Source organism: Vibrio sp. J2-3(2022), from assembly GCF_021725735.1.
GTDB classification, from domain to species: domain Bacteria; phylum Pseudomonadota; class Gammaproteobacteria; order Enterobacterales; family Vibrionaceae; genus Vibrio; species Vibrio diabolicus.
This window is the reverse complement of the sequence record NZ_JAKKCK010000005.1, coordinates 210,093-223,893: the sequence shown is the minus strand read 5'-3', so window position 1 is coordinate 223,893 and position 13,801 is coordinate 210,093. Positions and strand designations below refer to the sequence as shown.

The 13,801-nt window shown below is 45.2% G+C and carries 15 protein-coding genes; 2 read left to right on the top strand and 13 right to left on the bottom strand.

The window, feature by feature from the left end; genetic code table 11:
• Positions 1–9: 9 nt before the first annotated feature.
• The gene (gene serB, locus L3V27_RS18245; RefSeq protein WP_006742382.1) at positions 10–990 is read right to left on the bottom strand and encodes a phosphoserine phosphatase; all 981 of its coding nucleotides are present in this window, start codon (positions 988–990) and stop codon (positions 10–12) included.
• 91 nt (positions 991–1,081) lie between these two features.
• Between serB and L3V27_RS18240 the strand changes: the two genes are divergently transcribed.
• Complete coding sequence (locus tag L3V27_RS18240; protein WP_041852892.1) at positions 1,082–1,687, top strand: YtjB family periplasmic protein; 606 nt, start codon at positions 1,082–1,084, stop codon at positions 1,685–1,687.
• A 97-nt stretch (positions 1,688–1,784) separates the two neighbouring features.
• Here L3V27_RS18240 and deoD read toward each other — a convergent pair whose 3' ends face one another.
• The 10 genes from deoD to L3V27_RS18190 form a co-directional block, all read right to left on the bottom strand.
• The gene (gene deoD, locus L3V27_RS18235; RefSeq protein ID WP_006742381.1) at positions 1,785–2,504 is read right to left on the bottom strand and encodes a purine-nucleoside phosphorylase; all 720 of its coding nucleotides are present in this window, start codon (positions 2,502–2,504) and stop codon (positions 1,785–1,787) included.
• A gap of 138 nt (positions 2,505–2,642) precedes the next feature.
• A complete protein-coding gene (locus L3V27_RS18230) occupies positions 2,643–3,863 on the bottom strand; it encodes a phosphopentomutase (RefSeq protein WP_150919360.1) in 1,221 nt (406 codons plus the stop codon).
• Between the two features lie 68 nt (positions 3,864–3,931).
• Positions 3,932–5,260 (bottom strand): thymidine phosphorylase, encoded by a 1,329-nt coding sequence (gene deoA, locus L3V27_RS18225; protein ID WP_048625940.1) that lies wholly within the window; start codon positions 5,258–5,260, stop codon positions 3,932–3,934.
• Between the two features lie 97 nt (positions 5,261–5,357).
• Positions 5,358–6,134: a deoxyribose-phosphate aldolase gene (gene deoC, locus L3V27_RS18220; protein ID WP_006742378.1), complete on the bottom strand. Its 777-nt coding sequence runs from the start codon at positions 6,132–6,134 to the stop codon at positions 5,358–5,360.
• A gap of 581 nt (positions 6,135–6,715) precedes the next feature.
• Positions 6,716–7,999: a NupC/NupG family nucleoside CNT transporter gene (locus tag L3V27_RS18215; RefSeq protein WP_006742377.1), complete on the bottom strand. Its 1,284-nt coding sequence runs from the start codon at positions 7,997–7,999 to the stop codon at positions 6,716–6,718.
• Positions 8,000–8,203: 204 nt separating this feature from the next.
• Complete coding sequence (locus tag L3V27_RS18210; protein ID WP_046875041.1) at positions 8,204–8,977, bottom strand: TatD family hydrolase; 774 nt, start codon at positions 8,975–8,977, stop codon at positions 8,204–8,206.
• Positions 8,964–9,161: a DUF5363 family protein gene (locus L3V27_RS18205; protein WP_046875042.1), complete on the bottom strand. Its 198-nt coding sequence runs from the start codon at positions 9,159–9,161 to the stop codon at positions 8,964–8,966. The genes L3V27_RS18210 and L3V27_RS18205 overlap by 14 nt, the downstream gene beginning before the upstream one ends.
• A 95-nt stretch (positions 9,162–9,256) precedes the next feature.
• Positions 9,257–10,846, bottom strand: a complete 1,590-nt coding sequence (gene prfC, locus L3V27_RS18200; protein WP_012841453.1) for a peptide chain release factor 3 — start codon at positions 10,844–10,846, stop codon at positions 9,257–9,259.
• Between the two features lie 146 nt (positions 10,847–10,992).
• Positions 10,993–11,448 (bottom strand): ribosomal protein S18-alanine N-acetyltransferase, encoded by a 456-nt coding sequence (rimI, locus tag L3V27_RS18195; protein WP_005394641.1) that lies wholly within the window; start codon positions 11,446–11,448, stop codon positions 10,993–10,995.
• Between the two features lie 55 nt (positions 11,449–11,503).
• Positions 11,504–11,914: a DNA polymerase III subunit psi gene (locus L3V27_RS18190; RefSeq protein WP_046875043.1), complete on the bottom strand. Its 411-nt coding sequence runs from the start codon at positions 11,912–11,914 to the stop codon at positions 11,504–11,506.
• A gap of 150 nt (positions 11,915–12,064) precedes the next feature.
• Between L3V27_RS18190 and L3V27_RS18185 the strand changes: the two genes are divergently transcribed.
• Positions 12,065–12,511, top strand: coding sequence for a hypothetical protein (locus L3V27_RS18185; RefSeq protein ID WP_237312459.1), 447 nt, complete (start codon positions 12,065–12,067; stop codon positions 12,509–12,511).
• A 64-nt stretch (positions 12,512–12,575) separates the two neighbouring features.
• Here the strand turns inward: L3V27_RS18185 and L3V27_RS18180 are convergent, their stop codons facing one another.
• Both L3V27_RS18180 and L3V27_RS18175 read right to left on the bottom strand, forming a co-directional pair.
• A complete protein-coding gene (locus tag L3V27_RS18180; RefSeq protein ID WP_237312458.1) occupies positions 12,576–13,079 on the bottom strand; it encodes an N-acetyltransferase in 504 nt (167 codons plus the stop codon).
• Positions 13,063–13,590, bottom strand: coding sequence for an SCP2 domain-containing protein (locus L3V27_RS18175; RefSeq protein WP_005394645.1), 528 nt, complete (start codon positions 13,588–13,590; stop codon positions 13,063–13,065). Before L3V27_RS18175 ends, L3V27_RS18180 begins: the two co-directional genes overlap by 17 nt.
• Positions 13,591–13,801 lie beyond the last annotated feature (211 nt).

Below are 13,801 nucleotides of genomic sequence, written 5' to 3'. Positions count from 1 at the left end.
ATGGATAAATTAAGGTTTTGCTTTCCAGCTGACCTTTTGCTGCTTCACCAGTGCACCAGATAAAATACAGAGCACACCGCCTAAGCCTGCAAAGCGAATCGCAGATTGCGCTTGAGCTTCCACTTTAGGTTTTGCGTGGTACGCGATACCTAAGCCCGCCACCGACATCATCACAAGATCGTTAGCGCCATCACCGACAGCAACCGTGTTGTGCTGCTCAATTTCGTATTCATCCGCCAACTCCACCAGGATATCTGACTTCATCTGCGCGGTAACCACATCGCCAAGTACGTTCCCCGTGAGCTTACCATTAATGATTTCCAACTGATTAGAGCGAGCAAAATCTAAATCGACTTTATCTTTGATATAGTCCGAGAAGTAAGTAAAACCACCGGAAGCAATCGCTGTTTTCCAGCCTAGTGCTTTTAACGTTGCGATTAACGCTTCAAAGTCCGGCATAAATGGCAATTGGGAACGAACTTGTTCAAGAATTGATTCATCCGCACCTTTGAGCTTGCCTACGCGTTGACGCAAGCTTTGCTCAAAATCCAGTTCACCTTGCATCGCACGTTCAGTAACTTCTGCCACCTCATCCCCGACTCCGGCCAATTTTGCGATTTCATCAATACACTCTATCTGGATTGCCGTTGAGTCCATGTCAAATACAATCAAACCTTGGGTTGAGAGATCTGGAACTTCATTAAGCGAGGCGTAATCCAAGTTGAGGCTTTGTAAGATCGTTTCGTGTTGAGGGGTCAACTCTCCTGCCATCAAGGCGACTTCATATTGGCCAACTTTCCACGTTTCTAACACGGGGTTGTAGACACCTGTGAAGAAATCAATGTCTTCAAAATGACGTGGCGAAAGGTATTCTGCAAACACTATCCAGTTTGCTTTTGCTTTATCTAGTTGGGAGGCAAATCGAGTCTCGGGTAATCGTTTTAAAAGTGTCGTATGTTTTCTGATAGGCAAGCTTTTTGACGCGTCCATGTATATAATCCCTTATGACTTTGCTAAAACGTTACCTCAACAAACTAAAAAGGCAAGTCTTTGTTTTATTTTAAATGGATGAGTAAAGAGCATGAGTGAATCCTTGTTCTCAGTAAGGAATGCCCTAAGAATTCTGGCACTAATCCTACTGTGTGTGATGTTGTTTATCACGATCAAAAACAGTGTTGTGATCAGTAAGGGCAACGAGAAAATTCAAGCACAACAGCTTGAGACACTCACCAAAGTTTTGATTTCACAGGCGTCTCTTTCTGCCAGTGAAATGATTTTGACCAAAGATCAAGAACGCTTACTTAAGCTGACAAACCAGCTAGCACAAGACCGTTTGGTGTTTGATGCGACAATATATGATGCACAAGGCGTACGTTTAGCGTCTAGTGAAGATGCGCTATCGGTACGCGAAGTTTTAGGCTTAGACACGCCCTTGGCAACAGCTTCCATTGGCCGCCAGCAGTTGGTTGAGCCAGTATTTGCCGATGAAGCACTCATCGGTTTTGTTCGCGTTACCTTTGAGACAGGTCGTGTAACCGCGATTTCTGACCACCACTATCGTAAGAGTGATCGCTACATGTACATGATGGTGCTAATGAGTTTTGTGTGCGGCATGTTATTCATTATGATTTTGCGTAGACAGCCTATCCGCCGTAAAAAAGCGCAAAACCTACTGCTAACCAAATAGTCAGTCGGTAATCAACATCTAATACAAAAACAGCCCGCATTGTGCGGGCTGTTCTTTTAGTTCTTAATGTCAAGAAACTAAGATGACTCTTTGTCGCTTATTCTTCGTCGCCTAGCAATACTGAATCTAGTGCGATTAGCATCATGTCGTTGAATGTTGTTTGACGCTCATCAGAAGTTGTTTGCTCACCCGTTTTGATGTGATCTGAAACCGTACAGATTGTCAGAGCTTTTGCACCGTATTCTGCCGCTACGCCGTAAATACCCGCCGCTTCCATTTCAACACCAACAATGCCGTACTTGTCCATTACGTCGAACATTTCTGGATCAGGCGTGTAGAAAAGCTCCGCTGAAAATAGGTTACCGACTTTCACATCAATGCCACGTGCTTTTGCTGCGTCTTCTGCCGCGCGAACCATTTTGTAGTCTGCGATTGCTGCAAAGTCATGACCTTTAAAACGGATACGGTTCACTTTAGAATCCGTACACGCGCCCATGCCGATCACAACATCACGCACTTTGATGTCTTCGTTTACTGCGCCACAGCTACCAACACGGATAATTTTCTTCACGCCGAAGTCTTTAATTAGCTCCGTTGCGTAAATCGAGCATGATGGGATACCCATACCGTGGCCCATTACCGAGATCTTACGGCCTTTGTATGTGCCTGTGTAACCGAACATATTACGCACATCACACACTTGCACAACGTCTTCAAGGAAGGTTTCTGCGATGTATTTTGCACGTAGCGGGTCACCCGGCATCAGTACGACGTCTGCGAATGCACCCATTTCAGCATTGATATGTGGAGTTGCCATTTTCTTTTCCTTAACCTTTCTCTAGCGCTCCGCGCTTAAGGCGATATAAGCCAGAGTATTCTCATTTCCGACAAGCAGTACTTGCATACTGCAAACATAAAACTAGGAGCATTCAGCTCCTAGTTTTCAATATCCTAATTATAGGAAATTCTTACCGTAATCCATTGGAGAAGTACCGAAGTAGCTCGCCAATGTTTGGCCAATGTCTGCGAATGTTTCGCGGCGGCCAAGAGAGCCTGCTGGCACTTTTTGACCGTAAAACAATACTGGGATGTGCTCACGAGTATGGTCAGTACCTGGCCATGTTGGATCACAGCCGTGGTCTGCTGTTAGGATAAGCACGTCATCTTCACCCATCAGTTCTAGCACTTCATTGATGCGACCATCAAAGTACTCAAGCGCTGCAGCGTAACCCGCCACATCACGGCGGTGGCCGTAAGCTGAATCGAAGTCAACGAAGTTAGTGAATACGATGGTGTTATCACCCGCTTCTTTGATCGCTTCTTTCGTTGCTTCAAATAGTGCTGGAATGCCTGTTGCTTTGGTTTTCTTAGTGATCCCACAACCTGCATAAATATCTGAAATCTTACCGATGGAATGAACCTGACCGCCCTTCTCATCAACTAACTTTTGTAAGATAGTCGCTGATGGTGGCTCTACAGATAGGTCACGACGGTTACCCGTACGCTCAAATTGACCTTTACCCGGACCAATGAATGGGCGCGCGATTACACGGCCGATGTTGTAATCTTCTAGTTCTTCACGCGCAATTTGGCAAAGCTCTAGTAGACGATCCAGGCCGAATGTCTCTTCGTGACAGGCGATTTGGAATACAGAGTCCGCAGAAGTGTAGAAGATTGGCTGCCCAGTTTTCATGTGCTCTTCACCCAAGTCATCAAGAACTTGAGTACCAGATGCGTGGCAGTTACCTAGGAAACCGTCAAGACCCGCGCGCTCAAGGATGCGATCCGTCAGCTCTTTAGGGAAGCTGTTTGCTTTGTCTGTGAAGTAACCCCAGTCAAACAGAACAGGAACACCTGCGATTTCCCAGTGACCAGACGGCGTATCTTTACCAGAAGAAAGCTCTGCGGCGTGACCGTACGCACCAATGATTTCTGCATCAGCGTCTAGGCCAGGTGCGAAGCGACCTGTTGACTCTTTATGTGCCATTGCCAAACCTAACTTAGATAGGTTTGGAAGGCGAAGTGCGCCTTGACGTTGGTCGTTATCTGCTAAGCCTTTTTCGCATTGTTCTGCGATGTGGCCTAGTGTGTCTGAACCTACATCACCAAATTTCTCAGCGTCAGCGGTTGCACCAATACCGAATGAGTCTAGTACTAAAATAAATGCTCTTTTCATTGCTCGTTCCTTAGGCCCACTCGGCTTTTTATTATGGTTGAGTAGGCCTTGTGTAATTACTTGTTCTATTAAATATCTTCTGCACGAATTTGGCGGTAAACCTCTGGAGTTGGTGTGTACTCACCACCTACTTTGATTGCACTGCGCAGTGCTTTTGCCGCTTCTTCCCACTGCTCTTCGCTGCGAGCGTGGATAACGGCAAGAGGTTTATCGCTATCTGCAACTTCACCCAAGCGGATGAACTCGTCGAAACCTACGGCATAGTCGATTTCATCAGTAGCAACACGGCGACCACCACCCATAGCAACGACAGCCATGCCAATCGCACGCGTGTCCATTGCTGAAACAATGCCCGTTTCCGTCGCGTAAACAGGCTTGATGATTTCCGCTTTTTCTAGGTAGTTATCGTAGTTTTCTACGAAGTCTGCTGGGCCGCCAAGACCCGCAACCATCTTGCCGAAGCATGCTGCTGCTTTACCGTTGTCTAGCGCTTCCATCAACTTCGCACGTGCGTCTTCTGTGTTCTCAGCCAGTTTGCCAAGTACCAGCATTTCTGCACAAGAAGCCATGGTGACTTCAAGTAGGCGTGGGTTACGGTATTCACCAGTTAGGAAACGAACCGCTTCACGAACTTCCACCGCATTACCTGCCGAAGAGGCCAATACTTGGTTCATGTCTGTCAGGATTGCAGTGGTCTTAGTACCCGCACCGTTTGCTACTGCTACGATTGATTTCGCTAGCTCTTCAGACGCTTCGTAAGTTGGCATGAATGCACCAGAGCCGACTTTAACGTCCATTACTAGCGACTCCAGACCCGCCGCCAATTTCTTAGAAAGAATGGAAGCCGTGATCAGAGAAATGTTGTCTACGGTTGCGGTAATATCACGAGTCGCGTAAACACGCTTATCCGCTGGAGCAAGGTCACCAGTTTGACCGATGATCGCCACACCTGCATCTTTAGTTACTTGCCCAAACACATCGTTGCTTGGTGTGATGTTGTAGCCTGGAATAGACTCAAGCTTATCTAGCGTACCGCCTGTGTGGCCAAGACCACGGCCAGAGATCATTGGTACGAAACCGCCGCATGCTGCCACCATAGGGCCAAGCATCAAAGACGTTACGTCACCCACACCGCCGGTAGAGTGTTTGTCGACAATTGGGCCACCAAAGTTCATGTGGCTCCAGTCGATAACCATGCCCGAATCACGCATTGCACACGTTAGGGCGATGCGCTCATCCATGGTCATTTCATTGAAGAAAATCGTCATAGCAAACGCCGCGATCTGACCTTCAGATACGGTGTTATTTGCTACGCCTTGAATAAAGAAGTTGATTTCGTCTGCGGTAAGTACTTCACCGTCACGTTTTTTACGAATGATTTCTTGTGGTAAATACATTAGTGCCTCCCATGCTCTCAGTGAGCCATGGTTAAGTAGGATAGAAGAGGTTTGGTAGCACCCGTTTAGGTGCTACCGTTCAGACATATTATTGGGATTAGTACGCTGCTGGATCAGCAGTTTCGTCTGTCACTTCTAATGTATTTAGTAGGTTAGTTAGCAGGCTAGACGCACCGAAACGGTAGTGACGGGCATCAACCCAGTTGTCACCTAGGATTTCGTCAGCCATTGCTAGGTATGCAGCTGCGTCTTCAGCAGTGCGCACACCACCTGCTGGCTTGAAACCAACAGTTTCTGCAACACCCATGTCGCGAATCACTTCAAGCATCATGCGTGCGTATTCTGGTGTTGCGTTTACTGGCACTTTACCAGTTGAAGTTTTAATGAAGTCAGCACCTGCTTCAATACAGATTTGAGATGCTTTCTTGATTAGTGCTTCTTCTTTTAGTTCACCCGTTTCGATGATCACTTTAAGAAGAATATCACCACAAGCCTCTTTACATTGCTTAACTAGTTCGAAGCCTACTTTCTCATCACCCGCCATTAGCGCGCGGTATGGGAAAACAACGTCAACTTCGTCTGCACCGTAAGCAACCGCCGCTTTTGTTTCAGCAACAGCGATTTCGATGTCGTCGTTACCGTGTGGGAAGTTCGTTACTGTTGCAATGCGAACCTCTGGCGTACCTTGCTCACGAAGTGTCTTCTTAGCAATAGGAATAAAGCGAGGGTAAATACAAATTGCAGCTGTGTTGCCTACTGCTGTTTTCGCGTCATGACATAATGAAATCACTTTTGCATCAGTGTCATCGTCATTCAACGTAGTTAGGTCCATAAGTTTAAGTGCACGTAGCGCTGCTGCTTTTAAATCGCTCATTTCTATCTCCGATCAATATTCAAAAAATTCACTACTCAGCCTTACATCACGTCTCTAACTATAATCAACAAGTCGAGACAATGTGAGTAAATAGCTAAACAGTCTATTAATGAACGGACTTGGTTCCCTGAAGACTCGGCATATACAGCGAAAATTTCATATGCCAATTGCTATCCTTGTCACCGCACAGTACCAGTTTGGCCTATGGCACAACAATCTATGATTGCGGTGTCTTTAATATCACATCACACAGCAAAACGCCTATTAGATCTGATATTGCTGGGCAAGTCATTTGCCCATCGATTATGTAATATTCATTACGTGATTAAGTATCAACCTTAACCACTATCCTGTGATTAATACATTATAGAGTTTCACCGCAAAACTGTAGCACCAAATAGAGCGCAAACGGTTTGTATCTCAAAATTTCCTAGCCCCTATTCCATCGGCTGCGTAACTCATAGACTGAGGTCGGCACCCGATGAGATTTTAGAGCCCGAAAAACGAAAAATGCCCCGCAGCAATCTCTTGCTACAGGGCATGATGTAAAACGGCGTCTATATATTAAGAACCGATTCTAATTATAGTGCTGCAAGGCTTAAGCAGAAGCCTGCAATTGTCGCTGCCATAAGGTTAGACAACGTACCTGCAAGAACAGCTTTAACACCCATGCGAGCGATGTCACTACGACGGTTTGGTGCAAGGCTACCTAGACCACCAAGTAGAATCGCGATAGAAGAAAGGTTCGCGAAACCACATAGTGCGAATGAGATGATAGCTGTTGTCTTCTCAGACATTACTTCACCAGTTGCCGCGATTACTTGAGCGTTTTCACCTAGGTATGGTGTGAAGTTCAAGTAAGCAACGAATTCGTTCACTACGATTTTCTGACCGATGAATGAACCAGCAGTTACTGCTTCAGCCCATGGAACACCGATTAGGAATGCTAGTGGAGAGAATGCGTAACCTAGGATTAGCTCTAGCGTTAGTTCTGGCATGCCGAACCAACCACCGATGCCACCTAGCATACCGTTGATCAGCGCGATTAGACCAACGAATGCGATTAGCATTGCACCTACGTTAAGCGCAAGTTGTAGACCAGAAGCCGCACCGCCCGCTGCTGCGTCGATTACGTTTACTGGTTTGTCGTCGCCGCCGTCCATCGCTTCTTCGATACTTTCGTGAGGCTGGTCAGTCTCTGGGTGAAGGATTTTAGCGAATAGTAGACCACCTGGTGCCGCCATAAATGATGCTGCTACTAGGTACTCTAGTGGAACACCCATTGAAGCGTAGCCCGCTAGTACACCACCAGCAACAGAAGCTAGACCACCACACATTACCGCGAATAGCTCTGATTGAGTCATTTTTGGAACGAATGGACGAACAACTAGAGGTGCTTCTGTTTGACCTACGAAAATGTTTGCTGCTGCTGACATTGATTCCGCACGTGAAGTGCCCAGCGCTTTTTGTAGTGCGCCACCAAGAATCTTGATAACCCATTGCATAACGCCAATGTAGTAAAGAACTGAAATCAGTGCAGAGAAGAAGATCAGTGTAGGAAGAACACGGAATGCGAAGATGAAACCGCCGCCGCCGAATACTTCGAACATCTTGTCAGAAACAAGACCACCGAACAGGAATGATGAACCATCGTTACCGTAGTTGATAACGTTAGAAACACCTGAAGAGAAACCGTTTAGTAGATCACGGCCCCAAGGTACATACAGAACAAATGCACCTAATGCGAATTGGATAGCGAATGCGCCACCCACAGTTCTTAGATTGATAGCTTTTCGGTTATTAGAAAATGCCACTGCAATCGCAAGAAGCACTACCATACCGATTAGGCTCATAAACAGGCTCATAGTTTATGACTTCCTTATAAGTTATTTATTGGCGTGTTACAAAATGGAGCTATAAAGCGGGAGCAATTATACTCATGCAGAATCAATTAAAGTAATGCCAGCCTCACACTTTCCTATAAGATTCATGATTGATTCAGCCAGCTTTGTGAGTTAATTCACAATAAGCAGGAAAACGTTTTCTATTTCAAACCACATCTTTAGATTTTATTCACATATCGAGAAAGCAAAATTGCTATTTTTCCATAACTGAGAGGCAATCGATTGCTTTGAGCCGTTATGCAACTCTACGAGCTCATTAAAGACGTGAATGAGTTTGGCTGGGTGATTCGACTCCCCTTGATATCCAAGTATAGGCATATCCGGTGCATCTGTTTCGATCACGAGATGTTTGAGTGGTAATTTTTGAATTGCGTCGCGCGTTTTCTTTGCTCTTGGGTAGGTGATGGTTCCTCCTACACCGATAAAAAAACCTAATTTGACCCACTCCATTGCTTGCTGATAACTCCCAGAGAAAGCATGTAGCACACCGCCACGAGGGAGCTTCGCCGCTTTAACCATTTGAATAAGGCGATTGTGCGCTTTTCGGCTATGTAAAATAACTGGGAGTTCGAAGCGTCTAGCCAGTTCAAATTGAACTTCAAGTGTCTTTTCTTGCAACTGTGGGTCAACATCAATGGCAAAATCTAGCCCACACTCTCCTATTGCCACGCACTGGGGAACATTTTGTTTTAGATAATGTTCCAACTCAGCAAAGTGCTGCTCGACGTTATCTTCAAGAAAATACGGATGAAACCCAAGGGCGTAATACAAATTGGCATGTTGATCTGCCAAGGTTTGAATACGAGCCCAGTTTTGAGGTCCCACTGAAGGAATCAGAATTCTTGTCACGCCTTGCGTTTGAGCTAGCTGAAGTTGATGTGCAAAGTCACCTTGGAATACATCAAAGTCAAAGTGACAATGGGTATCAAAGAGCTTCATCTTGAGACTTTTTATCTGTACCGACAAACTGAGAATCAGAAAATAGCAGAGCTTCACTGTTCTCTTCATTTTGATGGGCAGGATCTTTTCGATACGGAACGCAGCTGCGTTTTTGATCAGGGGTTAACCCCATCTCCTTGCACCAGTCGTCGTAACGCTTCAATCCTCGTTTAAACCAGTTCATACCTCATCCTTATAAAAAACGCCCTTGGCTAAGTTTATAGCCAAGGGCGTTTTAAAATCTAGTTTGCGTTAAAGCTTACCCAAACCGCTTTTTGATTAGTGCTCACGCGTCGCACGGAAATCAATATCAGGGAAACGCTCTTTCGCCAAGTTTAAGTTAACCATTGTTGGTGCAATATACGTTAGGTTATCACCACCATCCAATGCTAAGTTTGCTTGGTTCTTACGTTGGAACTCATCCAGTTTCTTCGCATCATCACACTCAACCCAACGCGCAGTTGCAACGTTGATGCCTTCATAAATCGCTTCAACGTTATATTCAGACTTCAAACGAGCCACAACAACATCGAACTGAAGTACACCAACGGCACCAACGATCAGATCGTTGTTTTGTAGTGGACGGAATACCTGTACCGCACCTTCTTCTGATAGTTGCACCAAGCCTTTTAGTAGCTGTTTCTGCTTTAGTGGATCTTTCAGGCGAATACGACGGAACAGTTCCGGGGCAAAGTTCGGAATACCAGAGAACTTCAGTGACTCACCTTGAGTAAAGGTATCACCAATCTGGATAGTTCCGTGGTTGTGCAGACCAATGATATCACCCGCGTAAGCGTGTTCTGCACGTGAACGGTCACCAGCCATAAAGGTTACTGCATCAGAGATACTCACCTGCTTGCCAAGACGAACGTGGTTCATCTTCATACCCTGCGTGTAAGTACCCGATACAATACGCATGAATGCAATACGGTCACGGTGTTTCGGGTCCATGTTTGCTTGGATCTTGAATACGAAACCAGAGAACTTCTCTTCTGTCGCTTCAACTTCGCGCTCAACCGCCTGACGCGTTTTCGGTGCTGGTGCCCACTCTGTTAGACCGTCTAGCATGTGGTCTACACCGAAGTTACCTAATGCGGTACCGAAGTAAACTGGCGTCAGGTCACCTGTTAAGAACATTTCCAAATCAAACTCAGGGCAAGCACCCATAACAAGCTCAAGCTCTTCTCGAACACTTTCCGCAAGGCCTGCACCGACTTTTTCATCAAGCTCTGGGTTATCTAGACCTTTGATGATTCGAACTTCTTGAATCTCATGACCGTGACCAGATTCGTATAAAATCGTTTCATCACGGTGAATGTGGTACACACCTTTAAATTCTTTACCACAGCCGATTGGCCACGTGATAGGCGCACACATCATGCCCAATTCGTTTTCTACTTCGTCCAATACTTCCATTGGATCACGAACGTCACGGTCAAGTTTGTTCATAAAGGTCACGATTGGCGTATCGCGTAGACGGGTTACTTCCATCAGCTTACGAGTACGATCCTCGACACCTTTCGCAGCATCGATAACCATCAAACACGAGTCGACTGCCGTTAGAGTACGATATGTATCTTCCGAGAAGTCTTCGTGTCCAGGAGTATCAAGTAGGTTTACCAGGCAATCATTGTAAGGGAACTGCATCACAGACGTGGTTACCGAGATACCACGTTCCTTTTCCATTTCCATCCAGTCTGATTTTGCGTGCTGTGCATTACCACGACCTTTAACCGTACCTGCTTTTTGAATCGCGTTTCCGAATAAAAGGACTTTTTCAGTAATGGTGGTTTTACCCGCATCCGGGTGAGAAATAATAGCGAACGTTCTACGTTTAGACACTTCGCTTAGAAAAGGTGTATTTGACATGAAACTGGTCTTCTTTGATGTCTGAATGCTTGCTCGAAAAGCAAACACGCTTTTTAGATTCAATATTGCGCGGTATTCTCGCTTATTATTGCCTCAGGGGCAACTGATCGCTTTAGGGGCGACTTCCCTTATGGGATGCGTTAACGTTAGTGAAAGAAGAGATAACTCATGATGATCGCATCTTCTTTTCCCGTGCCAGTTTTCGCAGGGTAATAGTTATGACGTCGATCAACTTCATTGAATCCAGCTTGTTCATAAATATAAATAGCAGGCTTATTACTCTCTCGCACCTCAAGCCAAGCACTCTCCGCTTTTGATTGCTCACAATGTTCTAAAAACGCATCCAAAAGTTTTTGACCATAGCCTTTACCCTGAAGATGCGGCGCGATAGCAATATTCAGCAACGTAACTTCACCGACAATATTCTGCGCATAAAAGTAGCCAATCACCATCTCGCCATCGAGCATCACATGATGACATGCTCCACGGCTGGATAAATCACGTACCAAAGACTCTGCCCACGGATGCGAGTGTGCTTGCTGCTCAATTTGCCAAACTTGATCTAAGTGCTCAGCGCACATTGGTAAGATTTTAGTTGTCATTATTTACCTAGGGGTTCATGTGCAATACCAATTGCAGTAAAACGGGGATTAATGCTTATTTGCTCGAATTGTTGTAAGAACAAATCTGTTGCCAAAGTGCACGTTTTTGTTGGGTATTCCCATCCACATCTTGCAACAATGGCGATGTCAGCGGTTTAGTGTCAGGCAATACTTCGGCTTCACACCCTGCAAACCAAACCCACTCAAGCTCGTGCTGGCCAAGTAATGGAAATCGCTCTGGCTCAATATGTAACGCTTGGTCAACCGTTAACTTCATACTCTTTAGGATGTTTTCAAACAAAACTGCCGTCTCATTCTCTGGACATACCGGAGAGATCAACAGGAGTTTGCAAGAACTTTGCAAATCGATTTTTGGCGATTGGTAACCTGCCAATCTATCTGGGTGTACCAGCTCCCATGTGCTGATGCCCATTTCGTGTAAATACTGTTTCTCGTTAATTGACATTTTCCGTCACCTATTTGAACGAGGGCAATCCTAACAAATAATCGTGATTATACCTAAAGGACTTCAAGGAACACCTCAATACATTGGAATGATTGAACTGTTCTGCCTATGACAATGGCCACACCGTAGGTATAACATATGAGGTACATTATGAAATTCTTACCTACACTGCTGCTTTGCGCACTGGTAGCCACCACAAGCATGAGTGTTTTTGCTAATAGCAGCGATGAGTGGGAGCTGATTGCAACGAAAACCGTCAAATTCCAAACAGAAACGGATACCGTGACACCAAATAGCCTATTTCGAAATCGCAGCTTCAGTAAAATTAAACTGAAATGTGTGCAGGGCACGGTAGACATTAACGACTTAAAAGTCTTGATGACGGACGGTAGTGAGAAAAAGCTAACCTCTATGGGTGTGCTAACAAGTGGATTATCGACTCGTGCATGGAGCCTTCCTGGCTCAAAAGAAGCGAAGCTAAAACAGATTGAAATGACTTACAGTAGTTGGGGCAGCAGAAAACTCAATGTTTTAGGGCTAAGTAAGAAAGCAAAAATAGAGGTTTGGGGTAAGAAGAAAAGTGACCAGTCATCCTAATCTCCCTATCTCAGTTTTCAATGAACTAAGAAAGAAGCCCACTGAGTTAGTGGGCTTCTTTCATTTACAGTTCAGAGAACTCTGGCGCGTAATCTATGCGTCCGGAGCATCCGGCACATTGACCTTCGACCAACTCTGCGATACGAAATGCACCTTTAGGAACATCCCAAGCGCATTCGAATCCCATCTCGTCGCATGATTGAAAGCCCTGGCGCGCGTAATAATCAGGATCGCCCAACACCACACACACTGGATAGCCAAAATCACGCAGTGAATCAAAACCTTCTTTGATCAACTCTGCAGCGATGCCTTGGCGACGGTAATCTTCATGAACAGCCAATGGCGCCAGCCCTTGCCACGACAAATCTTCACCATTTAAGGTCACTGGGCTAAATAAAGCATGGCCTATCACCTCTCCCTCATCTGTACACGCGACTAAGGAAAGTGTGAATTTGCTGTTTTCGCGCAAACGCATCACAAGCTTAGCTTCAGCTTCCGTCGGGAAGGCGTGTTTCAATAAGCGGTCAATGGTAAGAATGTCCGCAGGGGCTTCAGTTCGAATAAGCATTCGCTACTCCGGTTGGTTGTGCTGGCGCTTGAACCCCTTTCTGAACAAAATCAGCCAATTGATTCAAAGCGACTTGCATTGCTTTCGGTAACTGCTCTAAGTCGACACTGTCCATTAAGTTTTTCACTTCTAAGCCAAGCTCAGTATCGCCTTCAATTGAAAGGCGACGTTGGAAGAACAGTGTGTCAGGGTCTTCTTTACGACCAGCAATCAGTACTAGGTCGTTTAGATTACCACTAAAACTCACATCTTCCTGAACTGGTTTTTCAGCTACCACTAATTTTTCGTCTTGATAGCTGATGTACCATGCTAAGTTCAAGTCTTTAATCGCAACTTTTAACCACTTGTCTTCAAGGAACTCAAAGTCACCATCTTCCAAGGCTTCTTTAAACACCATTTTTAGCCCCTCCAGCAATGCTTTTTGCTGAATTGGCTGTGGTAATAACTGGACTGGAGAACGCAAAATGTTAGCTGCGTTCTTTACTAGTTGACTGCGAATCTTGTTTAACACGTTCATTATCCGTTACTTTGTCATTAGGTTGCCTATATTAAGCAATCGTGGCAATGAGATTACTGTTATGTATCAATAAAGTGCTTATTTTAGATTGGTGAATTATTGTTCACTAACGCTTCTTTTTTTGAAGTTACGTGTATTATTGATGCGAACAGGTGGATAAACACTTTTACAACCGTATTTTCAAAGTTATAGTTATCTGAGCGTA

What these genes read in the sequence shown, in the direction of transcription:
- serB (WP_006742382.1), bottom strand. Translation starts at nt 990, where the DNA reads ATGGACGCGTCAAAAAGCTTGCCTATCAGAAAACATACGACACTTTTA.
- L3V27_RS18240 (WP_041852892.1), top strand. Translation starts at nt 1,082, where the DNA reads ATGAGTGAATCCTTGTTCTCAGTAAGGAATGCCCTAAGAATTCTGGCA.
- deoD (WP_006742381.1), bottom strand. Translation starts at nt 2,504, where the DNA reads ATGGCAACTCCACATATCAATGCTGAAATGGGTGCATTCGCAGACGTC.
- L3V27_RS18230 (WP_150919360.1), bottom strand. Translation starts at nt 3,863, where the DNA reads ATGAAAAGAGCATTTATTTTAGTACTAGACTCATTCGGTATTGGTGCA.
- deoA (WP_048625940.1), bottom strand. Translation starts at nt 5,260, where the DNA reads ATGTATTTACCACAAGAAATCATTCGTAAAAAACGTGACGGTGAAGTA.
- deoC (WP_006742378.1), bottom strand. Translation starts at nt 6,134, where the DNA reads ATGAGCGATTTAAAAGCAGCAGCGCTACGTGCACTTAAACTTATGGAC.
- L3V27_RS18215 (WP_006742377.1), bottom strand. Translation starts at nt 7,999, where the DNA reads ATGAGCCTGTTTATGAGCCTAATCGGTATGGTAGTGCTTCTTGCGATT.
- L3V27_RS18210 (WP_046875041.1), bottom strand. Translation starts at nt 8,977, where the DNA reads ATGAAGCTCTTTGATACCCATTGTCACTTTGACTTTGATGTATTCCAA.
- L3V27_RS18205 (WP_046875042.1), bottom strand. Translation starts at nt 9,161, where the DNA reads ATGAACTGGTTTAAACGAGGATTGAAGCGTTACGACGACTGGTGCAAG.
- prfC (WP_012841453.1), bottom strand. Translation starts at nt 10,846, where the DNA reads ATGTCAAATACACCTTTTCTAAGCGAAGTGTCTAAACGTAGAACGTTC.
- rimI (WP_005394641.1), bottom strand. Translation starts at nt 11,448, where the DNA reads ATGACAACTAAAATCTTACCAATGTGCGCTGAGCACTTAGATCAAGTT.
- L3V27_RS18190 (WP_046875043.1), bottom strand. Translation starts at nt 11,914, where the DNA reads ATGTCAATTAACGAGAAACAGTATTTACACGAAATGGGCATCAGCACA.
- L3V27_RS18185 (WP_237312459.1), top strand. Translation starts at nt 12,065, where the DNA reads ATGAAATTCTTACCTACACTGCTGCTTTGCGCACTGGTAGCCACCACA.
- L3V27_RS18180 (WP_237312458.1), bottom strand. Translation starts at nt 13,079, where the DNA reads ATGCTTATTCGAACTGAAGCCCCTGCGGACATTCTTACCATTGACCGC.